At 71.6% G+C, this 22,690-nt stretch carries 19 protein-coding genes and 2 pseudogenes; 12 read left to right on the plus strand and 9 right to left on the minus strand.

Annotated features, from left to right (window positions below):
* Position 1: 1 nt before the first annotated feature.
* Genes ACQ86L_RS18650 through ACQ86L_RS18660 form a run of 3 tightly spaced genes read right to left on the minus strand, consistent with a single transcriptional unit; the run spans position 2 to position 2,522 of the window.
* Complete coding sequence (locus tag ACQ86L_RS18650) at positions 2–454, minus strand: GtrA family protein (protein WP_434316720.1); 453 nt, start codon at positions 452–454, stop codon at positions 2–4.
* Positions 451–1,419, minus strand: a complete 969-nt coding sequence (locus ACQ86L_RS18655; protein WP_434316721.1) for a Gfo/Idh/MocA family protein — start codon at positions 1,417–1,419, stop codon at positions 451–453. The genes ACQ86L_RS18650 and ACQ86L_RS18655 overlap by 4 nt, the downstream gene beginning before the upstream one ends.
* Positions 1,416–2,522 (minus strand): DegT/DnrJ/EryC1/StrS family aminotransferase, encoded by a 1,107-nt coding sequence (locus ACQ86L_RS18660; RefSeq protein WP_434316722.1) that lies wholly within the window; start codon positions 2,520–2,522, stop codon positions 1,416–1,418. The genes ACQ86L_RS18655 and ACQ86L_RS18660 overlap by 4 nt, the downstream gene beginning before the upstream one ends.
* 85 nt (positions 2,523–2,607) lie before the next feature.
* On the opposite strand from ACQ86L_RS18660, the gene ACQ86L_RS18665 reads away from it, so the two are divergent.
* Positions 2,608–3,318, plus strand: a complete 711-nt coding sequence (locus tag ACQ86L_RS18665) for an acyl-ACP--UDP-N- acetylglucosamine O-acyltransferase (RefSeq protein WP_434316723.1) — start codon at positions 2,608–2,610, stop codon at positions 3,316–3,318.
* 711 nt (positions 3,319–4,029) lie between these two features.
* Here the strand turns inward: ACQ86L_RS18665 and ACQ86L_RS18670 are convergent.
* From ACQ86L_RS18670 to manA, 3 genes are read right to left on the minus strand one after another with little or no spacing between them, the layout of a single operon-like run.
* Positions 4,030–5,319, minus strand: coding sequence for an O-antigen ligase family protein (locus tag ACQ86L_RS18670; RefSeq protein ID WP_434316724.1), 1,290 nt, complete (start codon positions 5,317–5,319; stop codon positions 4,030–4,032).
* A gap of 10 nt (positions 5,320–5,329) precedes the next feature.
* Entirely contained in the window at positions 5,330–6,676 is a 1,347-nt protein-coding gene (locus ACQ86L_RS18675) for an O-antigen ligase family protein (protein WP_434316725.1), read from the minus strand.
* Between the two features lie 14 nt (positions 6,677–6,690).
* Entirely contained in the window at positions 6,691–7,848 is a 1,158-nt protein-coding gene (manA, locus tag ACQ86L_RS18680; protein WP_434316726.1) for a mannose-6-phosphate isomerase, class I, read from the minus strand.
* Between the two features lie 109 nt (positions 7,849–7,957).
* Here manA and ACQ86L_RS18685 point away from each other — a divergent pair, with 109 nt between their 5' ends.
* From ACQ86L_RS18685 to ACQ86L_RS18710, 6 genes are all read left to right on the plus strand, one after another.
* A complete protein-coding gene (locus ACQ86L_RS18685; protein WP_434316727.1) occupies positions 7,958–9,136 on the plus strand; it encodes an acyl-CoA dehydrogenase family protein in 1,179 nt (392 codons plus the stop codon).
* Between the two features lie 160 nt (positions 9,137–9,296).
* Positions 9,297–10,259 (plus strand): UDP-glucose 4-epimerase GalE, encoded by a 963-nt coding sequence (gene galE, locus ACQ86L_RS18690; protein ID WP_434316728.1) that lies wholly within the window; start codon positions 9,297–9,299, stop codon positions 10,257–10,259.
* Positions 10,260–10,442: 183 nt separating this feature from the next.
* Complete coding sequence (locus tag ACQ86L_RS18695) at positions 10,443–10,763, plus strand: WhiB family transcriptional regulator (RefSeq protein WP_345836731.1); 321 nt, start codon at positions 10,443–10,445, stop codon at positions 10,761–10,763.
* A gap of 71 nt (positions 10,764–10,834) precedes the next feature.
* Positions 10,835–11,626 carry a glycosyltransferase family 2 protein gene (locus tag ACQ86L_RS18700; RefSeq protein WP_434316729.1) on the plus strand — a complete coding sequence of 264 codons (792 nt, stop codon included), beginning with the start codon at positions 10,835–10,837 and terminating at the stop codon, positions 11,624–11,626.
* Entirely contained in the window at positions 11,584–14,097 is a 2,514-nt protein-coding gene (locus ACQ86L_RS18705; protein ID WP_434316730.1) for a glycosyltransferase, read from the plus strand. Before ACQ86L_RS18700 ends, ACQ86L_RS18705 begins: the two co-directional genes overlap by 43 nt.
* On the plus strand, positions 14,090–15,520 hold the full coding sequence (locus ACQ86L_RS18710) for a DUF5719 family protein (RefSeq protein ID WP_434316731.1): 1,431 nt from the start codon (positions 14,090–14,092) through the stop codon (positions 15,518–15,520). The genes ACQ86L_RS18705 and ACQ86L_RS18710 overlap by 8 nt, the downstream gene beginning before the upstream one ends.
* Before the next feature lie 25 nt (positions 15,521–15,545).
* Here ACQ86L_RS18710 and ACQ86L_RS18715 read toward each other — a convergent pair.
* Positions 15,546–15,988, minus strand: a pseudogene (locus tag ACQ86L_RS18715) (metallopeptidase family protein).
* A gap of 42 nt (positions 15,989–16,030) precedes the next feature.
* On the opposite strand from ACQ86L_RS18715, the gene ACQ86L_RS18720 reads away from it, so the two are divergent.
* The 4 genes and pseudogenes from ACQ86L_RS18720 to ACQ86L_RS18735 all read left to right on the plus strand — a co-directional run bounded on the left by ACQ86L_RS18720 (position 16,031) and on the right by ACQ86L_RS18735 (position 19,769).
* The gene (locus ACQ86L_RS18720) at positions 16,031–16,243 is read left to right on the plus strand and encodes a DUF3499 family protein (protein WP_179607582.1); all 213 of its coding nucleotides are present in this window, start codon (positions 16,031–16,033) and stop codon (positions 16,241–16,243) included.
* Positions 16,244–16,252: 9 nt separating this feature from the next.
* Entirely contained in the window at positions 16,253–17,695 is a 1,443-nt protein-coding gene (locus ACQ86L_RS18725) for a phosphomannomutase/phosphoglucomutase (RefSeq protein WP_434316732.1), read from the plus strand.
* A 43-nt stretch (positions 17,696–17,738) separates the two neighbouring features.
* Positions 17,739–19,219 (plus strand): annotated as a pseudogene (ahcY, locus tag ACQ86L_RS18730) (adenosylhomocysteinase).
* Between the two features lie 253 nt (positions 19,220–19,472).
* Positions 19,473–19,769, plus strand: coding sequence for a GNAT family N-acetyltransferase (locus ACQ86L_RS18735; RefSeq protein ID WP_434316733.1), 297 nt, complete (start codon positions 19,473–19,475; stop codon positions 19,767–19,769).
* Between the two features lie 22 nt (positions 19,770–19,791).
* Here ACQ86L_RS18735 and ACQ86L_RS18740 read toward each other — a convergent pair whose 3' ends face one another.
* A complete protein-coding gene (locus ACQ86L_RS18740) occupies positions 19,792–20,694 on the minus strand; it encodes a cyclase family protein (protein ID WP_434316734.1) in 903 nt (300 codons plus the stop codon).
* A 49-nt stretch (positions 20,695–20,743) separates the two neighbouring features.
* Positions 20,744–21,607, minus strand: coding sequence for an RDD family protein (locus tag ACQ86L_RS18745; protein WP_434316735.1), 864 nt, complete (start codon positions 21,605–21,607; stop codon positions 20,744–20,746).
* Between the two features lie 17 nt (positions 21,608–21,624).
* Between ACQ86L_RS18745 and ACQ86L_RS18750 the strand changes: the two genes are divergently transcribed.
* Positions 21,625–22,620 carry a stage II sporulation protein M gene (locus ACQ86L_RS18750; protein WP_434316736.1) on the plus strand — a complete coding sequence of 332 codons (996 nt, stop codon included), beginning with the start codon at positions 21,625–21,627 and terminating at the stop codon, positions 22,618–22,620.
* The last annotated feature ends 70 nt before the right edge of the window (positions 22,621–22,690 follow it).

The raw sequence follows: 22,690 nt of genomic DNA on the forward strand, positions 1-22,690 counted from the left end.
TTCAGTCCTCTCCGGGCTCCGGCTCGACGATGGCCGAGGGCGGCGATGCGAACACCCAGTATTTGTACGCGAAGTAGTTCCACACAGTGGTCACCGCGGTGGCGATCACCTTTCCGCCGGCCCAGGAGAGCGCGGATTGGTCGACCAGCCCGACGATGATCGCGGTCGCCAGGGTGTTGAAGGCGACCAGCAGAGTGTACTTGATCAGGGCCTTGCCATGCGGCGCGGTCGACTCGAACGAGAAGACCCGCTGGATGAAGTAGGTGAACGCGAAGCTGACGATGAAGGCGACGCCGGCGGCCAGCCAGGTGACCCATCCGAAGACCTCATGGAACAGCGCCAGGAGCCCGAAGTCGACGAGGAAGGCGACGCCGCCCGCGAGCAGGTAGCGCACCATCGGCTTCTGGAGCAGCGCGGGCATCCGTCTCTCACGGCGCCCGGTGGACGCGCTCATGCCGCGGCGCTCGGCCTCTGCGAGATGACCTGGTCGATCACGCGGTGCGCCGGGAGGAAGCTCGCGCGCTCGGCGGCGGCGTCGATGCGGCCGTCGATGACGTCGAGGAACCGGGCGAACTGCGTGGTCAGGGGCTCCTGCGAGCTCACGAGCTCGGGGATCTCGATGACCGTCTGCTGGCGGTAGCCGCGGCCGTCGTCGACGGAGTTCTCGGAGACGTGGCGGTAGACGGTGACATCGCGCCGCAGCAGGTCCACCTCGATGAGGCGGTCGCGCTCGTAGACCGAGAGCTGACGGATCTTGCGCTGACCGATGCGGCTCGCGGACACATGGGCGATGGCGCCGCCCGGGAAGTCGAGGATCGTCTCGGCGACGTCCTCCGCGCCCTGGAGCGACTCCGGGTGGAAGTATCCGAGCCGGGACTCGGCCGCGACGGGCGCCGCGCCGACGAAGCCGATGGCGAGGTCGACGTCGTGGACGAGCAGGTCCCACGCGACACCGGTGCGGATGCGCGGGGCGTACGGCGAGTGCCGGGACGCCGTGATGTGGATGGGCTCGCCCATGATTCCGCGAGCCGTCATGACCGCGGGGTTGTAGCGCTCGAGGAGGCCGCACATGAACGGGATGTCGCGCGAATCGGCGAGGGCGATGACCTCTTCGGTCCGCGCCAGGCTGTCCGCGACCGGCTTCTCGACCAGCAGCGGAACGTCCTGGCCGAGCACGCGCGTGGCCAGGTCGTAGTGGGCCTCGGTGGCGGCCGCAACGACGACCGCGTCGATCCCGTCGAGGTCGGGGAGCTCCGGGAGCCAGCTGGCGCCGAAACGCTCGGCGACGCTCGCGCCGACCGCTTCGCGGGGGTCGATGAGGAGCGCCAGCTCGGCGCCTGCCGACTGCGAGATCACGCGCGCATGGTGGCTTCCCATGGTGCCGGCGCCGACGAGCGCGACACGCTTGAGGGCGGTCACCGGTGTCCGCCCGCGACGGCGGCGACGGTCTCGACGATGGTGTCGAGGTCTTCGTCGCTCAGCGAGTTGTGGACCGGAAGCGAGACGACCTGGCTTGCGACCTGCTCCGCCACCGGGGCGTCGCGCTTGATCACGTTGGGGTGGTCGCGGTAGGCGTCGTAGTCCCACAGCAGACGCGGGTAGTAGACGCCTGCGCCCACGCCCGCCTCGCCCAGCTTGGCCACGAACTCGTCGCGGCTCACCGCGGCCTCCTCCGTCACGCGCACGGTGAACTGGTGCCACACGTGCGAGCGGCCGGGGAGCTCCTGGGGCGTCACGATGCCCGGCACGCCCGCGAGGCCTTCGATCAGGCGCGCCGCGTTGCGCTTGCGCGCCGCGACGATGGACGCGTACCGCGCGAGCTGCGGGATGCCCAGTGCCGCCTGCAGGTCGGTCAGTCTGTAGTTGTGACCGGCCATCTCGTACACGTACCGGGCGCGCATGCCCTGGTTGCGCATCACGCGGAGCGTGTCGGCGATCGCGTCGTCGTCGGTCGTGATCAGGCCGCCCTCGCCCGTGGTCAGGTTCTTGGTCGCGTAGAGCGAGAAGGAGCCGATGCCATAGCTGCCCGCGTAACGGCCGTTGTAGGTCGCCCCGTGCGACTGCGCGGCGTCCTCGAGGATCCGGAGACCGTTCTGCTCGGCGATCGCGGAGATCGGCTCCATGTCGGCCATCTGACCGTAGAGGTGGACGGGGAGCAGGACCTTGGTGCGCGGCCCGACGGCGGCTGCGACGGACTCGGGGTCGACGTTGAAGTCGTCGAGGCGGATGTCGGCGAAGGTCGCGGTCGCCCCCGTCTCCAGGATCGCGTTGAGGGTCGCGACGAACGTGAACGGGGAGGTGATCACCTCATCGCCCGGACCGAGGCCGAGGGCCTGCAGCGACGCGACCAGCGCGGTCGTCCCGTTGTTCACCGCGATCGCGTGCTTCGCGTCGTGCATACGGGCGAACTCGTCCTCGAGCTGAGCCACCTTCGGACCCTGGGCGATGGAGCCCGAGCGGAGGACCTCCAGGACCTCGCGCTCTTCTTCGGGACCGAACTTGACCGTCGTGATGGGAATCATTGAGCCTCGTGGGTATAGTGCTGTGGGCGTAACGGGAAAACGTGCGCTCCCACCTTACCTTGTCCTCTCCGTTCGATCGGTCTGCATGAGCGCCCAGCCCAATTCCATCCATCCCACCGCGGTCGTCTCGGGCGATGTGCGCCTGGGGGAGGGCAACACGATCGGTCCGTTCGCCGTGATCACCGGCCCCGTGGAGCTCGGCGACGGCAATTGGATCGGCGCGGGCGTCGTGATCGGCGCACCGCCGGAGGTCCGCTCGTGGGACCACCCGCGCGATGCGGCCGACCTGTCGAGCGGAAACGGCATCCGGATCGGCCACCGCAACGTGTTCCGCGAGTACGCGCAGGTGCACCAGGGCTGGCACGCGCAGACGGTCATCGGCGACGACGCCTTCGTGATGAACCAGGTCTACATCGCCCACGACTGCCGCCTGGGCGACGGCGTGACGCTGGCCTCGAGCGTGCTCCTGGCGGGTCACGTGCGCATCGGCGACGGCGCCAACCTCGGCCTCGGCACGTCGGTCCACCAGCGCCGCTACGTCGGCCGCGGGGCGATGGTCGGCATGGGGTCCGTGGTGACGCGGGACGTGCCGCCGTGGGCGAAGGCGTTCGGCAACCCCGCCAGGGTGCGCGGCGCCAACACGGTCGGCATGAGCCGGTCGGGGATCGGCCCGGGCGCGGTTGAGGCGGTCGCCGCGCTCTACGCGGACGGTTTCGGTCCGGGAGCGCTCGACGGACTCGACCACGAGGAGCTCGCCGCCGCGATCGCGGAGTGGCGCGAGGCGACGGCCGGCTGAGGCCTGAGCCCGGACCCTCGTCGATGCGCGGTTCCGGTCCTTCCGTCCATCGGCATCCGGCTGTGACCAAGCGGGGGATCATCGCGGCTGTCGCCGGCGCCTCCCCGTCCCGGGGCGGCGGCGGCCGTCACAGGCAGGGTCGTCCCTGTGCGACCTCCTCCGAGAGTCCCGCGATGCCGCCGAGCAGGAGGAGACACGAACGCAATGAGAACATCCGTGGCGGCGAAGCCCTGAGAACATGATGACTAGCGCGTATGTTCCGATTGATTCCGACACCGGTCTCATCGACGCCGACGTGATCGTGCCTTCGGATCTTCAACCCGGCCCGCACACGCTCGGGTGGATGTGCGCGGCTGATGACATGGCGTTCGGCGCCCATGACGAGCGGGTCCCGTTCATGGTCCTCGGGCCGGTTCCCACCGATCCGCCGACGACGCCTCCGGCCGGTTCTGCAGGATCGGATGGTGCTCCCGAGCTCCCTGCGTCAAAGGATGCGGTTGAGGGAACACTCGCCGAGACGGGCTTACCGAGTCCCGCGCCGGTCTGGTTACCTTCGGCGTCCTCGCCGCTGTCGGCACCGCGGTCGCGGTGCTCGCACGTCGTCGTTCGCGCGCGCGCCTGGACGACGCATGACGTCACCGGTCACTGGCCGTCGCGTCGCGCAACTCTTGCCCGCTCGGGAGCGTCACCCTCATCGAGCAGGCTGACGCCCTACGCCCCGTCCCGGTGCGGCAGCCGCAGCCGCCAGCTCATGCCCTGCGACGCCTTCACCGTGCAGATCACGATCAGCATCCAGCCGGACTCGATCAGGATCGAGCTCTCGAAGACGCTCGTGACCAGCAGGGCGACGAGCACGAGCGGCGCCCAGGCGTAGACGACGCTGCGGCGGTTGGAGGCGAGCAGCCAGGAGCGGCCGAACGCCAGCGCGATGAGCGCGACGAAGATCAGGAGGCCGATGAAGCCGACCTGGAGGTAGACGTCGAGGTAGGCGTTCAGGCCGTCCGGGTGGTAGGTGCCGGTCGCGTCCTGGATGGCGTTGAACGGGTAGAGGTCGGTCGGCCAGGCGCCCACCCAGCCCCAGCCGGCGATCTGGTTGATCGGGATGAGCTCCCAGATCTGGATCCAGAGCTTGTAGCGCACCTGGAAGTCCGCGCGGGCGTTGAGCAGGTCGATGACGCGGGTGCGGTAGATGTACGCGGTGACCAGGATCGCGATCGTCACGAGCGCCAGCACCCACTGCACCAGCGTCCGGCGGTGGGCCGGCACCTTCCGCAGCAGGTACAGCGCGAGCGTGGCGAACCCGACCACCACCGACACCGCGGCGATGACGGGGGAGTGCGCCAGCAGGATGCAGAGCGCGGCGAGCGTGATCGAGAACGCCGCCATCGTCGGCCGCACAGAGCGCGTGCGCAGCTCGACCAGGAACGTGACGAACGCGATCAGCGCGACGATGCTGAGCTGGTTGCGGGTGCCGAACAGGCCCTGGATCGGTCCTCCCGCCGCGATGTTGCCCGCGATCCCCAGGAAGCGGATCGGCACGTCCAGCAGCAGGCCGCTCAGGACCTCCAGCGCGAGCGACACGGTGAGCAGCACGCGCAGGGCGTCGCCCACCACCCGGACGATCTGGATCGCGTCGCGCACCAGGGCGATGTAGACGGCCAGGAAGGCGAACAGCAGTTGGTACAGGACCCCGGCGACCGTCGCCCACTGGTAGTCGCTCCAGATGATGGACAGAGCGCACCAGCCGACGAACAGCAGGGCGGAGATCGGCAGCAGGCCGTGCCACTCGATGAGCTTGCGCTGGGCGATGAACGACAACGCCGCCAGGACGGCGATGGCGCCGAGCACCCCGATGAGGCCGGGCCAGCCCATCAGCGCGCGGATCGCGTGCGTGGAGAATCCGGTCACGACCGCCAGCAGCGCGAGGGTCGAGTTGAATCGCGCCGATCCGAGGAACTCGGTCACCGCGGGCGGCACCAGGGTTCGACGCGGTTCGGCCATGGACAGAATCCTACGTGGCGGACTGCTTGGTCTTCAGGGAGAGCAACGCCAGCACCGCCCAGCCCCCTTCGATCAGCATGCGGCTCTCGGCGAGGCTCTGGGCGAGGAGTGCGGCCAGCAGCAGCAGCGGCAGGAGGGCGAGCGCGGTGTACGGCAGGTCGTCGGCGACGGCCACCCGCGGCCGGTCCACGGCCAGGAACCAGGACCGCCACAGCGTGCTCAGCACCAGGAGGGCGAAGATCACCAGGCCGACGATCCCGAGCTGCAGCCAGACGTCGAGCCAGGCGTTGTGCGCCTGCAGGTATTCGACGCCGCTGCGGACGGCGAGGTCTTTGAACGGCGACACCCAGGGCGCCCAGTAGCTCACCCAGCCCCAGCCGAACGCCGGGCGCTCCTGGGCGAGGTGGATGACGGAGTTCCAGATCGTCAGCCGGCCGGTGAGGTCTTCGCTCTTGCCGAGCAGCACGGGGATGCGGGAGGCGAACAGCACGACGGACACCACGACCACGACCGCGAGCGCCGCCGCGGTGAGGTACACCGGCCGCCTCCGCTCGGGGCCGGCGCGGCGCGTCCAGAGCGCGAAGCCGAGCACGACTGCGGTGAAGACGGCGGCGATGAAGACGGTGGAGGAGCGGGTCAGCGCGAACGTCACGACGGCGACGACGATCCAGGTGATCGCGGTCCCGCGGCGGATGCTGCGATCGGCGAGCTGGATGCCGAACACGACGAGCCCGAGCAGCGCGACCATCGCCAGGAGGTTGCTGTTGCCGACGATCCCCTGGATCTGGCCGCCGTGGAAGAGCAGGTCGCGGCTCCAGTAGAACGCCGACGGGATGTGCGCCGGCGCCGGCTGGGTGGGCGTGAGCGGGAGCACGGGCCGGCGCACGAAGACGGCCACGATCAACTCGAACAGCAGCGAGAGCCCGAGGATCCAGCGGAACGCGTTCGCCAGGGCCGTGAGCAGCGCCCGCCAGCTCAGGCAGAACGCGAGGAACAGCGCGGCGCCGGTCGTGGCGAACTGGGCGACCAGCCCGAGCGCGGTCGCGCCGGGGTACGCCGACCACGCCAGCGAGACGACCGCGAACGTGAGGAACAGCACCAGCGACTTCGGCAGCTTCCGCCAGCGCACGTCCGGCCGCAGCCGCACCAGGAGGACGACGCTCCCCACCGCCAGCACGCCTGCGAGGACGAAGTAGCCCGGCCAGCTGATCAGGTTGCGCCAGAAGTCCCCGGCGAACAGCGTGAACAGCAGCAGCGTCGCGAACACCGAGACCCCGGTGCCGGAGGCGCCGCGGGCGGCGTCGACGCGGTCGCGCAGCGGGTTCGATCCGGGCGCCGAAGGGGAGGGCCTGCTCACCCCCGAAGGATAGCTCACCGGTTCGGCGTCGCCACGAACAGTGTTCCCGCGCCGGCATATACGGTCAGCGTGCCCTCGTCCGCCGTCACCACCGCAGCCTCGCCGCGGGAGAGCCGCACCGAGCCGGTCGCGCCGCGGAGCTCCACGTCCCCTGCCGTGCAGAGCGCGATCGCCGTGCCCGGCAGGTCGACCGTGGCGGACGGCACGTCGCCGCCGACCTCCACGCGCATCAGCCGGAAGTCGGGCACGTCCGGCACGAACTCCTCGACGCCGGGCGCCGGCCGCTCCCGGACCATCGGGGTCACCGCCAACGGCCTGAAGTCGAGGACGCTCACCAGCTCGGGAACGTCGATCCGCTTCGGGGTCAGGCCGCCGCGCAGCACGTTGTCGGAGGCGGCCATCAGCTCGACGCCGAGGCCGCGGAGGTAGGCGTGGATGTTGCCCGCCGGGAGGTAGAGGGCGTCGCCCGGGCGCAGCGCGACCCGGTTGAGCAGCAGCGCGAGGACGATCCCGGGGTCGCCGGGGAAGGCCTCCGCCAGCATCCGGACGGTGTCGGCGTCGACGCCGTCCGCGGTCCGCGCCGCCTCGACCACGGCGTCGACGACCGCCGCCACCTCCGGCGCGCCGCCCAGCAGCCACTCGGTCGCGCGGCGCAGCGCCTGCTGCGGGTCGCCGTCGAGCGTGGCCGCGAACGCGGCCACCGCGGGGTCGCCGCCGGCCAGCCGTTCGAGCGCGGCGCGGCTGTCCGCCGGCTCCCGGAAGCCGCAGAGCGCGTCGAACGGGTCGGACAGCGCGAAGATCATCTCCGGCTTGTGGAACGGGTCCTTGTAGTTGCGCTCGGGGGAGTCCGGCGCCAGGCCCTCGGCGTTCTCGCGCTCGAACCCGGCGCGCGCCTGCGCGGACGAGGGGTGCGCCTGCAGCGAGAGCGGGCCCGCCGCCGCGAGCACCTTGAGCAGGTAGGGGAGCCTCCCGGCCGTCTCGCTCCAGTGCGCGAGGTCGGCGGCACCGCCGGCGTCCTCCGGGTCGAGGATGCGGGCGGGGGAGCCCGGGTGCGCGCCCAGCCACAGCTCCGCCTCCGGGGCGCCGCTCGGCGTCGTGCCGAGGAGCTGGGCGATCGCGGTGGTGGAACCCCACGCGTAATCGCGCGGGGTGTTGCCGATGCGCACAAACATCCGTCGTGTTCCCTTCGATCCGGTTAGACCAAAGTACCAATCGCTTTGCCGCGCCCAGGGCCGGTCCCTAGGCTGGCGGTCTCTGCCGACCGCATGCACTGGAGCACACATGGCCTTCGAACCCCTCGCCAGCGACTTCTACGGCTTCGAGAACCTCCTGACCGAGCGCGAGCGCGACTTCATCGCGAACCTGCGCGCGGCGCTGGAGACCGAGCTGAAGCCGATCGTCAACGAGTACTGGGAGCGTGCGGAGTTCCCACGGCAGATCGTGGACGTGCTGCATGGGGCGGGCGCGATCGGCCTCGGCTTCGAGGAGACCGCGCCGTTCGAGAACTCCGCGGTCTTCCGCGGCTGGGTCGCCCTGGAGCTGTCCCGTGTCGACGCCTCCGTCAGCACCTACGTGGGCGTGCAGAACGGCCTGGCGCTCGGCGCGATCGGCATCTGCGGCTCGACGGAGCAGCGTGCGGAGTGGCTGCCCAAGCTCGCCAGCGGCGAGGTGCTCGGCGCGTTCGGCCTCACCGAGCCGGACTCCGGCTCCGACTCCGCCCAGGGCCTGCGCACGGTCGCGACCCGCGACGGCGACGACTGGATCCTCAACGGCTCCAAGCGCTGGATCGGCAACGCCACCTTCAGCGACATCACGGTCATCTGGGCCAAGAGCGCGGAGGACGGCCAGGTGAAGGGCTTCATCGTCCCGACCAGCACGCCCGGCTACACCGCGACCAAGATCGAGGGCAAGACGTCGCTGCGCATCGTCCAGAACGCGGACATCACGCTGGAGAACGTGCGCGTGCCCGAGTCGCTGCGCCTCCAGAACGCGAACAGCTTCCGCGACACCGCCGCCGTGCTGCGGCAGACCCGCGCCGAGGTCGCCTGGTCCGCCGTCGGCGTCGCGGTCGGCGCGTACGAGGCCGCGCTGCGCTACGCGAAGGAGCGCGTGCAGTTCGGCAAGCCGATCGCCAAGCACCAGCTCATCCAGGACCTCCTGGTGAAGTCCATCGGCGACATCACGGCCTCCATCGCCCTCTGCACCCGGGTGTCCCAGATGCTGGACGACGACGAGCAGCGCGACGAGCACTCGGCGCTGGCCAAGGCGTTCGCGACGGCACGGATGCGCGAGACGGTGGCGCGCTGCCGCGAGCTGATGGGCGGCAACGGCATCGTCCTCGACTACGACGTGGCCCGCTTCTTCGCCGACGCCGAGGCCCTCTACTCCTACGAGGGCACCCGGGAAATGAACACCCTGATCGTAGGCCGAGCCATCACCGGCGAGGCCGCCTTCGTCTAACCCCCACCACCACGCCGCCGAGAGGTGAGTCGTTGCGGGAATCGCGCGAGCTGAACCCGCAACGACTCACGTCTCGGCGGCTGCATGTGGGGCCGGGGCCGGGTGACCGAACGATAGGGTGGCCGGGACCCCAGGAATGCGAATGAGCAGGAGGACGCCCGTGGCGTGGTTGGTGACTGGAGGGGCCGGCTACATCGGCTCCCACGTGGTGCGGGCGTTCCGGGCGGAGGGCATCGACGTCGTCGTGGTCGACGACCTGTCCAGCGGGCATGAGGAGTTCGTCCCCGCCGACGTGCCCTTCTACCGCGGCACCATCCTCGACGGCGCGCTGCTGGAGCGGATCTTCCGGGAGAACACCGTGAGCGGCGTCGTGCACGTCGCCGGCTTCAAGTACGCGGGCGTGTCCGTCCAGCGGCCGCTGCACACCTACGAGCAGAACGTCACCGCGACCGCCGTGCTGCTCGCCGCGATGCAGGAGGCGGGGGTCGACGCGATCGTCTTCTCCTCGTCCGCCGCGGTGTACGGAACCCCGGACGTCGACCTGGTCACCGAGTCCACCCCCAAGAGCCCGGAGTCGCCGTACGGCGAGTCCAAGCTGATCGGGGAGTGGCTGCTGCGCGACCAGGGCGTCGCCGCGAGCCTCCGCCACACCTCGCTCCGCTACTTCAACGTCGTCGGCTCCGGCGACCCGGCGCTGCGCGACACCAGCCCGCACAACCTCTTCCCCCTGGTCTTCGACGCCCTCGTCGCCGGCCGCACCCCTCGGGTCAACGGCGACGACTACCCGACGCCGGACGGCACCTGCGTGCGCGACTACATCCACGTCGCCGACCTCGCCGTCTCGCACGTCGCCGCGGCCAAGCGCCTCGACGCGGGGGAGCCGATCCAGCCCGTCTACAACCTGGGCAGCGGCGACGGCGTCAGCGTGGGCGAGATCATGTCGACGGTCGCCCGCGTGACCGGGATCGCCTTCACCCCAGAAGTGGGGCCTCGACGGCCGGGGGACCCGGCGAGGATCGTTGCCTCAGGAGAGCTCGCCGCGCGCGACCTCGACTGGAAGATGCGCCACTCCCTCGAGGAAATGGTAGGCAGCGCCTGGGAAGCACGGCAGGCGGCGTCCTGACCTGCAGCCCGACGGGGGTAGACAGGTCGGGCGTGTCGCGATTGTTGTCGTGCCCCGGCGCGTCGTGAACTCTCGACCAGGCGTTAAGGCTTTACGATTCGCGACTTGACGGAAGCGAATGACAACGGTGTAATTATTGCGACACGACAAACGTGTACGTCAGTTAGAGGGTGGGGAACCGATATGGCAATTCCTGAATATCGTTCTGGGGTACCCGACGACTGGTTCGTGGATCCGGTGCGACTCGGGGTTCCGGGAGTCCGGGCGGCTGTCGAGGACGACAACCCGCTCGCCTGGCAGTCCGACGCCCTGTGCGCGCAGACGGATCCGGAGGCGTTCTTCCCCGAGAAGGGCGGCTCCACTCGCGACGCCAAGCGGATCTGCACCTCGTGCGAAGTCCGGTCCCAGTGCCTCGAATACGCGCTCGCCAACGACGAGCGGTTCGGGATCTGGGGCGGCCTCTCGGAGCGCGAGCGCCGCAAGCTCCGCAAGCGCGCGGGCTGAGCCGGGTCGAATACGCGCCGCGCCCGATGCACTACCGGGATCGGCGCAGCCCCAACTTAGGCTGACTCCCGATGTATCCGAGAGTCACCGCCATCGTCGTCGCCCCGAGCGGCGGCACCAGCCTGCAGCGCACTCTCGACGCCCTCGCGGCACAGACCCGACAGCCGGACGCCGTGATCGCCGTCGACTGCGCGAGCACGGACGACGCCGCCCGCCTCCTCGCCGACGCCAAGCCCACCCAGCTCCTCCGCAGCCCGGAGAAGCTGTCCTTCGGCACGGCCATCGCCACCGCCGTGCGCGTGCTCCCGCCCACCACCTCGTCCGATGAGCTGCTCTGGCTGCTCGCCCACGACACCGCGCCGGAGCCGGAGGCCCTGGCCGCGCTGATCGGCGCGCTGGAGGTCTCGCCCTCCGTGGCCGTCGTCGGCCCCAAGCTGGTCGACGCCGAGGACGCCGCGTTCATCCGCGAGTTCGGCGAGTCGATGACGCCCTTCGGCGCCTCCCTGCCGCTGGTCGAGAACGAGCTCGATCAGGCCCAGCACGACGGCCTGAGCGACGTGCTCGCCGTGTCGGCCGCGGGGATGCTCGTCCGCCAGCCGGTCTGGGACGCCCTCGACGGCTTCGACCCGGCACTGCCCACTGTCGACTCCGGGCTCGACTTCTGCACCAGGGCGCGCCTGGCCGGCTACCGCGTGACGCTCGTCGCCCAGGCCAGGGTCGCCGTCGGCGGCGACGGCGTGGCCGGCCCCAACCTGTCGCGCAAGTGGTCGGTGCGCCGCAAGCTCGCAGGGAGCGCCGCAGGGCGCAGCTCCACCGCCGGATGGTCTACGCACCCGGTTGGGCGCTCGTGCCGCACTGGCTGACGCTCGTGCCGCTGGCGATCGTGCGCTCCATCGTGCGCCTCCTCCGCAAGGAGCCGGGCTCGGTCGGCGGCGAGCTGGGCGCGGCCTTCCGGGTCGCGTTCTCCGGCATGGCGGTCGGCAACGCCCGCCGCCGGCTCTCCCGCGCCCGCACGGTCGGCTGGGCGGCCATCGCGCCGCTGCGGCTGCCGTTCGCCGAGGTGCGCCGCGGCCGCGCGCTCAAGCGGGAGGCGGCGATGGTCCGCCAGCAGGGCGAACGCCAGGAACTCGACTTCTGGGGCACAGGAGGCGGCTGGGCGGTGCTCGCGATGCTGGCCGTCGGCGTCCTCCTCTTCTACCCGCTGGCCGGTTCCGGCGCGATCACCGGCGGCGGGATGCTGCCCCTGAATACCTCGGTCGGCGACCTCTGGGCGAACCTCGGCTACGGCTGGCGCGACATCAACCTCGGCTTCACCGGCGCCGCGGACCCGTTCTCCGCCGTGCTCGCCGTGCTCGGCACCCTCACCTTCTGGCAGCCGAGCGTGTCTCTCGTGGCGCTCTGGCTGCTCGCCCTGCCGCTGGCGGCGCTCGGCGCGTGGCTCGCCGCCGCACGGCTGACCGTCCGGCCGACCCTCCGGGCCTTCGCCGCCGTCGTCTACGCGCTGGCGCCGACCTTGTTCGTCGCGCTGCAGGGCGGCCGCCCCGGCGCCGTGCTCGCGCACATCCTCCTGCCGTGGCTGTTCTTCGCCGGACTCGCCGCCCGCCGGTCGTGGACGGCCAGCGCCACGACGGCGCTCATCGCGGCCGCGACCGTCGCCTGCGCGCCTGTGCTCATCCCGGCGCTCGTGATCGCCTGGATCGCGGCCATCGTGTTCGCCGGCCGCCGCGCCGCGCGCATCGTCTTCATCCCGCTGCCGGCCGTCGTGCTGTTCGCGCCGCTGGTCTGGCAGCAGGCCTCCCGCGGCGCGTGGCTGTCGATCTTCGCCGACCCCGGCGTCCCGCTCGACGCGAGGCAGACGCCCGCGTGGCAGCTCGCACTGGGCTTCCCGGACGGAGCGCTCGGCGGCTGGCACGCCCTCGCGCACGCGCTCGGGCTCGGCGCCCTCCCGGGCAGCATCATCGTGCCCATCCTGCTGGCGCCGCTCGGCATCCTCGCGATCCTCGCGCTCTTCCTGCGCGGAACCGTCCGCGCGGTCGTCGCCCTGCTGGTCGCGCTCGCCGGTTTCCTCACCGCCGTGACGGCGCTCCACATCGAGCTCGCGGTCTCCGGCTCCGCGGTCGTCCCGATCTGGCCGGGTAGCGCCGTGAGCCTCTACTGGCTCGGACTCATCGGCGCCGCCGTGCTCGCGCTCTCGGCGCTGCGGCGCGGCGCTCTCGCACCGGCCTGGGTGGCGATGGTGACCATTGCGATCGCGGCCGTTCCCTCGGCGCTCGCCACGCACGACGGCCAGGCCCTTGTGACGGCGAGCGACGGGCGGACGATGCCGGCGGTGGTGACGGCGAAGGCCTCGACCCAGCCGCGCACCGGCACGCTGCGGATCACCCCTCAGCCGGACGGCGGCATCCGGGCGGAGGTCGTCCGCGGGGCCGGGCAGACCCTCGACGGCCAGACCACGCTGAGCTCGACCGAGCGTTCGCTGTCGTCGGGGCAGCAGGAGCTCGCGACGCTCGCCGGGAACCTCGCGTCCCGCAGCGGCTTCGACGCCTCGGGCGAGCTGAAGCGGCTCGGTATCGACTTCGTGCTGCTCACCCCGTCGGCGACGGCGCTGGACGAGCACGTCGGGACCAAGCCGGACACCACAGCGGCCGACGCGACCCGGGTGCGCGCGAGCGTCGCGATGGACGCGAACTCGCTCCTCGCACCGGTCGGCCAGACCACGACGGGCTCGCTGTGGGCCTTCGACCGCGGAACGACCGTGGAGCCGCCCGCGGCGCAGATCCCGCCGGACGCGGGCGGGATGTGGCGCGTGATCGTGCTCCTCGTCCAGGGGTTGATCATCGGCTTCACGCTGCTGCTGGCCATCCCGACCACGCGGTCCGCCGACCGCGTCTCCGAGCTGAACTCCCGCCGCCCCGCGCGCAAGCACGGCGGGGAGCCTCCCGCCATCGAGCCGGACGACGAGCCGGTCCCGCCGTCGGACGGCGACGTCCCGGTCGCGGGCGAGAGCCTGGACGAATGGGACGCCGAGCCGGAGGACGAGGCCGTGGTCGAGTCCGCGGACGAGGACGAGGCGCGCGAGGCGCATCCGGAGCCGGAGGAGACCACGCGCCCGAAGCCCGAGCCCGAGCCGGAGCACGAGTCGGCCGCGGTCGTGGCCCCGGTCTCTGAGCCGGAGCCCCTCGCACCGGAGCCCGCCACCGGGCCGAACGCTACCGCGCACGACTTCGCCCTCCAGGCCGCCGTCTCGTTCGAGGCCCCGACCACGCTGGAGGACGGCCTCGACGAGACCATCATCCGGCCCCGTCCCGCCATCGAGAGGAGCGACCGTGGCTGACCGCCGTGCCCTCGCCCAGGGCGGCGTCCGCGCGATCGGAGGCGTCGTCGGCATCGGGATCGCCGCCGTCGTCATCGCCGGTGCGACCCTGCTCCCGCTGTCCGGCTTCGCGATCGACGCGCCGTCGAAGACCGTCCGCCCCGTCCCGGCCGACCAGCAGCGCGTCTGCCCCGGACCCGCGCTCGCCCTCGCCGCCGACGCCGGCCAGGCCTCGCAGCCGAGCGCCATCGGAAGGTTCTCGACCGTCTACGGCACGGACGGCCCTGACACCCAGACCAGGAACCTCAAGCCGGACGCCTCCACCGACTCGGCCGATCAGGCCCCGCTCGCGCTGACCGCGGCGACCCCGCAGGGCGCCACCCGTCCTCCGCTGTTCGCAGGCGCACAGGTGCAGAGCGTCAGCAGCCCGGACCTCGCCGGGCTGGCCGCGGCCTCCTGCGCCGAGGCGAGCGCCGACAGCTGGCTCGTGGCCGGCGCGACCACCCTCGGCCAGACCAGCCTCGTGCTGCTCTCCAACCCGACCTCCGTGGACGCGACCGTCAACCTCGACCTCTACACCGAAACGGGCCGGGTCGCGGCGCCGGGCGCGACCGGCATCGTCGTCCCCGCCGGCGCGCAGAAGGTCGTCCCGCTCGCGGGCCTCGCGCCCTCCGCCACCGCGCCCGTGGTCCACGTGAGCACCACCGGCGGCGCCGTCGTGGCCACCATGCAGCAGAGCTTCGAGCAGGGCATCGACCCGCGCGGCGTGGAGCTCGCCGGCCCGACGGGCGCGCCCTCCCGGGTGCAGACGATTTCCGGGGTGACCATCGCCTCGCTCGCCGCCGTCACCGCCGCGCAGTCCGCGGAGGCGGTCAGCGTCGAGTTCCCGACCGTGCGCGTCTTCGTGCCGGGGACCCAGGACGCCCAGATCACCGTCGGCGCCGTGGGGGAGACCGGAACGGCCGCGGGCAACTCCTACGCGCAGACCGTGAAGGCGGGCAACGTCGCAGAGATCCCGCTCGACCACCTCAAGGACGGGAACTTCGACGTCACCGTGCGATCGAGCGTCCCCGTCGTCGCGGCCGTCCGCACCTCGGTCATCGGGACCAAGACGCGGGACTTCGCGTGGTTCGTGTCCTCCCCGCCCATCACGGACTCCCAGCTCGTCGCCGTGCCGCCGGGACCCGGCCCGCGCCTGCACTTCGCCAACGCCGCCGACAAGGACGTCAAGGTGAAGATCCAGCCGGAGTCCGGCCCGCCGATCTCGCTCACGGTGCCGGCAGAGGGCGGGACCGGCGCGGCGGTCCACAGCGGCCGGTACACGATCACCGGGGGCGACGGTCTCGTGGCCGGCGTCAGCTTCACCGGCGACGGGCAGACGAGCGCGTTCGCGGTCTCGCCCGCGGGACCGCTCGCATCCCCGATCGAGGTCTACCCGCACTGAGTCCCGGGTGCGACCGCGGCTCGGCTCAGAAGTGCCGGAAGCGGTCGGGCGCGAGGTCCCAGGGGTCCTTGCCGAGCAGCTCGGCGACGGCGCGGAAGACGCATCCCTCGATGTACATCCGGCGGTGCAGGTCGTCGTCGCGGTGCAGCTTGGTCAGCCGCTGGATGGGCACGCGGTAGAGCACGACGCGCCGGCGCGCGTGGTCGACGTACCAGCGGTCGACGCCGTCGCTCCCGGTGTTGCCCACCGGCGTGGCCGCGACCTCGAAGTGCACGTCCGCCAGCTCGTCCGGCCAGACGCCCTTGAGGTAGTCGGCGGTGGAGGCCACGGTCATGTCGAAGAAGTCGATGCGGTTCTGCAGCATCGGCAGATGCGGTCCGGTGACCGGCCCGCGCGCGCCGCGTCCGTGACGGCTGCGCCACCGGCTGGTCGCCGGGGGTTGCTGCTGGTGCGGCGGTTGCGGGGCATGTCGCAATCCTACGTCGGTGGGGCTCCGGTAGTCTGAGGCCGATGTTGAGCCGCCCGTGTTCCCGTGTCGCGTGTCCGCGCGACGCCGTGTCGACGCTGACCTACGTCTACGCGGACTCGATGGCCGTGCTCGGCCCGCTTAGCCTCCACCACGAGCCGCACTCGTACGACCTGTGCGCCATCCACGCGGAGCGCCTGTCGGCGCCGCAGGGCTGGCAGATCGTCCGGCACGAGGTCTTCGGCGAGATCAAGTAGTGTGACCGGGTGCACACACCTGACTCGATCGACGACTACCGTGACGCCCTCTCCGGAGTGATCAAGACCTACGATGTGCGCGGGCTGGTCGGCAGCGGCCTGACCCCCGAGATCGTGACCGCGATCGCCGCGGCCTTCGTCGACGAGATCGGCGCCGCCGGCTCGGAGGTCGTGGTCGGCCACGACATGCGCGACTCCTCGCCGGAGTTCGCCGCCGCGTTCGCGCGCGGGGCGCAGGCCCGCGGGGCGGACGTCGTGTCGATCGGGCTGTGCTCCACCGACGAGTCCTACTTCGCCTCCGGCGCGCTGCAGGCGCCCGCCGCGATGTTCACCGCGAGCCACAACCCCGCCACCTACAACGGCATCAAGCTCTCCCGCGCCGGCGCGCAGGGCCTCAGCATGGACACCGGCCTCGCCGCCATCCGCGACCGTGCGGCCGTCTACCTGGCCGAGGGTCTGGAGCCCGTCGCCGAGCCCGGCTCGTACCGCGAGCAGGACGTCCTCGCCGACTACGCCGCGTACCTGCGCGGCCTGGTCGACCTGAGCGACATCCGCCCCATCACGATCGTCGTGGACGCAGGCAACGGAATGGGCGGCCTGACCGTCCCCGCCGTGCTCGGCGAGGCCGCGGGGCTGCCCGCCCTGCCGATCGAGATCGTCCCGCTCTACTTCGAGCTCGACGGCAGCTTCCCGAACCACGAGGCGAACCCGCTGGAGCCGGCCAACCTGGTCGACCTCCAGGCGGCGGTCGTCGAGCATGGCGCCGACCTCGGCCTCGCGTTCGACGGCGACGCGGACCGCTGCTTCGTCGTGGACGAGACCGGGGGCGCGGTGTCGCCGTCCGCCGTGGCCGCGATCGTCGCCCTCCGCGAGATCGACCGCGCCCGCGCGGAGGACCCGGACGCCGAGATCACGGTCATCCACAACCTGATCACGTCCAACATCGTCCCGGAGACGATCGAGGCAGCGGGTGCGACGGCCTACCGCACGCGCGTGGGCCACTCGCTGATCAAGGCGGCCATGCGCGAGTCGGGTGCCGTCTTCGGCGGCGAGCACTCGGCGCACTACTACTTCCGCGACTTCTGGAGCGCCGACAACGGAATGCTGGCCGCGATGCACATGCTGGCCGAGTTCGGGGCGCAGGAGCGCCCGCTGTCCGAGCTGGCGGCGGCGTGCACGCCGTACTCGCAGTCCGGCGAGATCAACTCGACGGTGGAGGACGTCCCGGCCGCGTACGCGCGCGTCGTGGAGGCGTTCACCGGCCGTGCCGAGTTCGACGAGCTGGACGGACTCACCATCACCGGCTACACGGACGAGACCGAGCCGTTCTGGTGGTTCTCGGTGCGTCCGTCCAACACCGAGCCGCTGCTGCGCCTGAACGTGGAGGCGGCGGACGCCCCCACGATGACCCGCATCCGCGACGAGGTGCTGGCGCTCATCCGCGCCGAATAGCCATCCGGCTGGCGCGACAGGACGCGCATGGGAGAATAACGGCATGCCTTCCGCCGTCACTGACACGTCCCTGCCGTTCCGCGTCGCCGACCTCTCGCTCGCCGGGGCGGGCGGCACCAGATCCGGCTCGCCGAGAACGAGATGCCCGGCCTGATGGCCCTCCGCGAGGAGTTCGGCGCCTCCCAGCCGTTGGCCGGCGCCCGCATCGCCGGCTCGCTGCACATGACCGTGCAGACCGCCGTGCTGATCGAGACCCTGGTGGCCCTCGGCGCGCAGGTGCGCTGGGCGAGCTGCAACATCTTCTCCACGCAGGACGAGGCAGCCGCGGCCATCGCGGTCGGCCCGCACGGCACGGTCCAGGCGCCCGACGGCGTCCCCGTCTTTGCCTGGAAGGGCGAGACCCTCGACGAGTACTGGTGGTGCACCCAGCAGATCTTCGACTGGAGCGCGGAGGCCGCGGCCGCCGGCGCCGACTGGACCGGACCCAACCTCATCCTCGACGACGGCGGCGACGCCACCCTGCTGGTCCACAAGGGCCGCGAGTTCGAGCTCGCCGGCGCGGTGCCGGACGACGCCGAGGGCGACAGCCACGAGTACCGCGTCATCCTCGCCGCGCTGCGCGCCTCCCTGGCGACGTCGCCCGACCGTTGGACGCGCGTCGCCGACGGCATCCTCGGCGTCACCGAGGAGACCACGACCGGCGTCCACCGCCTCTACGAGCTGGCCAAGCACGGCGAGCTGCTGTTCCCGGCGATCAACGTCAACGACTCGGTCACCAAGAGCAAGTTCGACAACAAGTACGGCATCCGCCACTCGCTGCCGGACGGCCTCAACCGCGCCACCGACGTGCTCATGGGCGGCAAGGTCGCGTTCGTCGCGGGCTACGGCGACGTGGGCAAGGGCGCGGCGGAGGCGCTGCGCGGCCAGGGCGCCAGGGTCATCGTCAGCGAGGTCGACCCGATCAACGCCCTCCAGGCGGCGATGGACGGCTTCCAGGTCACCACGCTGGAGTCGGTCATCGACCAGGTGGACATCCTCATCACCGGCACGGGCAACGTGAACGTCGTCACGCTCGACCACATCCTCGCCATGAAGCACCTCGCCGTCGTCGCGAACGTCGGCCACTTCGACAACGAGATCGACATGGCCTCCCTGGAGGCGCTGCCCGGCGCCGAGAAGGTGGAGATCAAGCCGCAGGTGCACGAGTGGCGGCTGCCGAACGGCCGCAGCGTCCTGGTGCTGTCCGAGGGCCGCCTGATGAACCTCGGCAACGCCACCGGTCACCCGAGCTTCGTCATGAGCAACTCGTTCGCCAACCAGGTGCTGGCCCAGCTGGAGCTCTTCGTATCGACCGAGGACTACCCGATCGGCGTCTACGTGCTGCCGAAGCACCTGGACGAGAAGGTCGCGCGCCTCCACCTGGCCGCCCTCGGCGTCCAGCTCACCACCCTCACGGACGAGCAGGCCGCCTACATCGGCGTGCCGGTCGACGGCCCGTACAAAGTCGACCACTACCGCTACTGATGGCGCTCGACTTCGCAGACCGGGAGCTCCCCGGCGGCCTCCTCCTGCGCCTGCGCCGGGAGGAGGACGCCGCGGCGCTCGCCGCCGCCTACGTCCGCAACCGCGGCCACCTGGCCCCCTGGGACCCGACGCGCTCGGAGGAGTTCTTCACCGAGGCCGGGCAGCGCGCCCGAACACTGGAGCTCCTGGCGCTCCGCTCGCTGGAGACCGCGGTGCCGCTCGTTATCGTGGACGGGGACGAGATCGCCGGGGGATGGACCTCAGCAACATCGTCCGCGGCGCCTTCCAGAGCGCGATGGTCGGCTACTGGCTCGACCGCGGCCACACCGGCCGCGGCCTGGCGTCGGTGGCGCTGTCGGCCCTGCTCGACGCCGCCCGCGACGACTACGCCCTGCACCGCGTCCAGGCGGCGACCCTGTTGGCCAACCACGCCTCCCAGTCGGTCCTCACCCGCGCGGGCTTCGAGCGGATCGGCGTCGCGCCGAACTACCTGAAGATCGCCGGGCGCTGGCAGGACCACGTGCTGTTCCAGAGGATCCTGCACGACTGAGCAGGCCTCGGGAGGGCTCTCGTCAGACCTCCGCGAACGCCCGCACCGGGAACGTCCCGAACCCCTCCACCGCCGGCGGCGCCGCCGTGAACCGCGCCCCTCGCGCCGGCAGGTCACCGAGCCGCGTCAGGTGCTCCACCACGTGGATGCCGTGGGCCAGCAGGATGCTGTGCGCGGGTCGCGAGCCGCCGCTCTCGGTGTCGTCGATGTTGAGCGAGTCGATGCCGACGAGCGTCACGCCCACGTCGGCCAGGTGCTGCGCGCCGGCCTCCGTGAGGTAGGGCGCCCCGGACGCGTAGGCCGGCGTCCCGAAGCGAGTGTCCCAGCCGGTGTGCAGCAGCACGGCCGTGCCCGCCAGGTCGCGGTCGAAGAACACCGAGGCGGGGATGCCTCGCTCCGCGGCGTCCTCCAGGTGGAACACCTCGGCGGGCAGCCCGACCAGGCTCGCGAGGTCGAGCGAGGCGAGGTCGCCGCCGTCCGCATAGCGGTGGTACGGGCTGTCGAGGTAGGTGCCGGTGTTGCCGATCATCGTGATGACGTCCATCGCGAACTCGGTGCCGGGGGCGTAGCGGGCGCGGGAGTCCTCGCGGGTGAGGTGCGGGGTGATGACCGGCTCGGGGAGGCCCGGGTAGGTGACCAGCCCGGCGCGGATGCGGTGGCTGAGGTCGACGACGCGGCGCGCGGGGGCCTCCGGCCACGGCGTCGCCATCCCGCGGCTGCCGCGGTGCGGCTCGGCCACGATCCGCAGCCCGCGAAGGTCGACGGCGCCCACGAGCGCCAGCCCGAGGTGGCGGACGAAGAGCTCCGCGACCTCCGCCTCGCCGATCGAGGCCGACGGCACATCGAGACGGAAGCCCTCCGCGGTCAGGCCGCCGCCGTTGACGAACGACACGCTCGCGTCGAAATGGGCACGGTAGTCGGTCATCGGCGCTCCTGGGTGTGCGGGATGGGACGGGTCAGCGGCCGGTCACGGGTCAGCGGTCCGGGAAGGAGTGCGGCAGCGCGTCGAGCACCGGCTCCAGCCGCTGCAGCCGCTCGGCCTCCAGCGCCAGGCCGGCGGCGTCCCGCTGCCTGCGCAGCACGGCGACCGCGACGAGGAACGCCTCGGCGTCGACCTGCGGCAGCGGCGACACGTACGGCGCCGCCTCCCGGGCCAGCTCGGTGCTCAGCCCGTACCTGGCGGCGGCGGTCAGCTGCGGGGCCTGCCGCACGAACTGCGCGATCCGGCGCGACAGCCGGTCGGGCAGCCTCCCGACGTCGGCGTTCAGCGCCCAGCCGGCGAGTTGCGGGGGCAGGTACAGCGTGAGCGGCTGCGGGTGGGGGACGCGCTCCATTTGGCTGTAGGTGCCCGCCAGCAGGTCGCCGAGGCGCTTGGAGCGGGAGTTGAGGAGGCCGGTGAGGGCGGCGATGCCGCCGAAGCTCAGGTAGATCTCGAGCACGCCCGCGAGAGCGCGGATGAACGCGTGGCGGAAGCCGGTCGCTCCGCCGTCGTCGCGCACGATGCGGGCGCCGACCGCCAGCCTGCCGAGTGAGCGGCCGCGGGTCAGCAGCTCCATCCCGGTCGGGATGATCACCATCCCGAACACGAGGATGAGGATGACCAGCGCGCGCTGCAGCGCCTGGTCGAGGCCGCCGCCGGTCCCCACCAAGAGCAGGATCAGCCCGAGCATGACGAGCATCGAGAACAGCCAGTCGATGATCGTCCCGGCCGCGCGGAGGATGTAGCTCGCCGGCTTGACGTCGAGGGTGACGGCCTCGCCCGTGACCAGCTCGCGCTCGGGCGCAGGTCCGGTGGCCGAAAGGCCCCCACTCGGGAGGAGGGGCGCGGATGCCGTCATGGCTATCATTCAAGCAGATGGATCTCGACGCATACACTGCCGCGCACAGCGCCGACTGGGACAGGCTCTCCCGGCTGGCCCGCCGCCGTCGCCTGGACGGCCGCGACGCCGACGAGCTGATCGACCTGTACCAGTCCGGGGCGGCCGATCTGTCGGCCATCCAGACCAGCGCGGGCTCGACCGCGGTGGGGGATCGGCTCTCGGTGACGCTCGCCTCGGCGCGGCTGCGCTTCACCGGCGCCGGCTCGAACCTGTTCTCGCAGATCCCGCGGTTCTTCGCCCTCCAGCTCCCGGCGGCGCTCTACCGGATCCGCTGGATCGTGCTGGCGGTGGCGGTCGCGACGGTCATCGTCTCCACGCTCTACGCGCTGTGGATCACCGGAAACCCGGAGGTGCTGCGCAACCTCGGCGACGACGCCGCCCTGAAGCAGTACGTGAACCACTCGTTCGTCGACTACTACTCGAACAACCCGGCCGCGTCGTTCGCGGGCCAGGTCTGGACCAACAACGCCTGGATCGCCGCGCAGTGCATCGCGTTCGGGATCACCGGGCTGTGGGTGCCGTACGTGCTCATCCAGAACGCGGTCGGGATCGGCACGGCGGCGGGCGTCATGTTCGCCTACGGCCGCGGCGACGTGCTGTTCTCGTACATCCTGCCGCACGGCCTCCTGGAGCTCACCAGCGTGTTCGTCGCCGCCGCGGCGGGTCTGCGGATCTTCTGGGCGTGGATCGCGCCGGGCGCCCGCACGCGCGGGCAGGCGCTCGCCGAGGACGGCCGCGCGCTGTTCACGGTCGCGATCGGGTGCGTCATCAGCCTGTTCGTCTCCGGCCTGATCGAAGGCTTCGTGACGCCGTCGGCGCTTCCGGTCTGGCTGAAGATCGCCATCGGAGCGCTCGCGCTCGGCGCGTACCTCTTCTACATGCTCTTCGTCGGCGGCCGGGCCGTGCGCGCCGGCGAGACCGGCGACCTCACCGAGTTCGAGGCGGGCGACCGCCGCGTCGTCGCCGGCTGAGCCCCGCCGCGCGATTCGTGCCGAATGTCGCGTTTCGCGGCGCCAAAGCCGCGATTCGTGCCGAATGTGA

Source organism: Leifsonia sp. P73 (genome assembly GCF_051059105.1).
In the GTDB taxonomy this organism is placed as follows: Bacteria; Actinomycetota; Actinomycetes; order Actinomycetales; family Microbacteriaceae; genus Leifsonia.

Bases quoted from the DNA above. Each gene is read 5' to 3' on its own strand.
- ACQ86L_RS18705 (WP_434316730.1), top strand. From the start codon at position 11,584: ATGGTCTACGCACCCGGTTGGGCGCTCGTGCCGCACTGGCTGACGCTC.
- ACQ86L_RS18720 (WP_179607582.1), top strand. From the start codon at position 16,031: ATGTTGAGCCGCCCGTGTTCCCGTGTCGCGTGTCCGCGCGACGCCGTG.
- ACQ86L_RS18650 (WP_434316720.1), bottom strand. From the start codon at position 454: ATGAGCGCGTCCACCGGGCGCCGTGAGAGACGGATGCCCGCGCTGCTC.
- ACQ86L_RS18700 (WP_434316729.1), top strand. From the start codon at position 10,835: ATGTATCCGAGAGTCACCGCCATCGTCGTCGCCCCGAGCGGCGGCACC.
- ACQ86L_RS18740 (WP_434316734.1), bottom strand. From the start codon at position 20,694: ATGACCGACTACCGTGCCCATTTCGACGCGAGCGTGTCGTTCGTCAAC.
- ACQ86L_RS18750 (WP_434316736.1), top strand. From the start codon at position 21,625: ATGGATCTCGACGCATACACTGCCGCGCACAGCGCCGACTGGGACAGG.
- ACQ86L_RS18745 (WP_434316735.1), bottom strand. From the start codon at position 21,607: ATGACGGCATCCGCGCCCCTCCTCCCGAGTGGGGGCCTTTCGGCCACC.
- ACQ86L_RS18670 (WP_434316724.1), bottom strand. From the start codon at position 5,319: ATGGCCGAACCGCGTCGAACCCTGGTGCCGCCCGCGGTGACCGAGTTC.
- ACQ86L_RS18685 (WP_434316727.1), top strand. From the start codon at position 7,958: ATGGCCTTCGAACCCCTCGCCAGCGACTTCTACGGCTTCGAGAACCTC.
- ACQ86L_RS18665 (WP_434316723.1), top strand. From the start codon at position 2,608: ATGAGCGCCCAGCCCAATTCCATCCATCCCACCGCGGTCGTCTCGGGC.
- ACQ86L_RS18695 (WP_345836731.1), top strand. From the start codon at position 10,443: ATGGCAATTCCTGAATATCGTTCTGGGGTACCCGACGACTGGTTCGTG.
- manA (WP_434316726.1), bottom strand. From the start codon at position 7,848: ATGTTTGTGCGCATCGGCAACACCCCGCGCGATTACGCGTGGGGTTCC.
- ACQ86L_RS18735 (WP_434316733.1), top strand. From the start codon at position 19,473: ATGGACCTCAGCAACATCGTCCGCGGCGCCTTCCAGAGCGCGATGGTC.
- ACQ86L_RS18660 (WP_434316722.1), bottom strand. From the start codon at position 2,522: ATGATTCCCATCACGACGGTCAAGTTCGGTCCCGAAGAAGAGCGCGAG.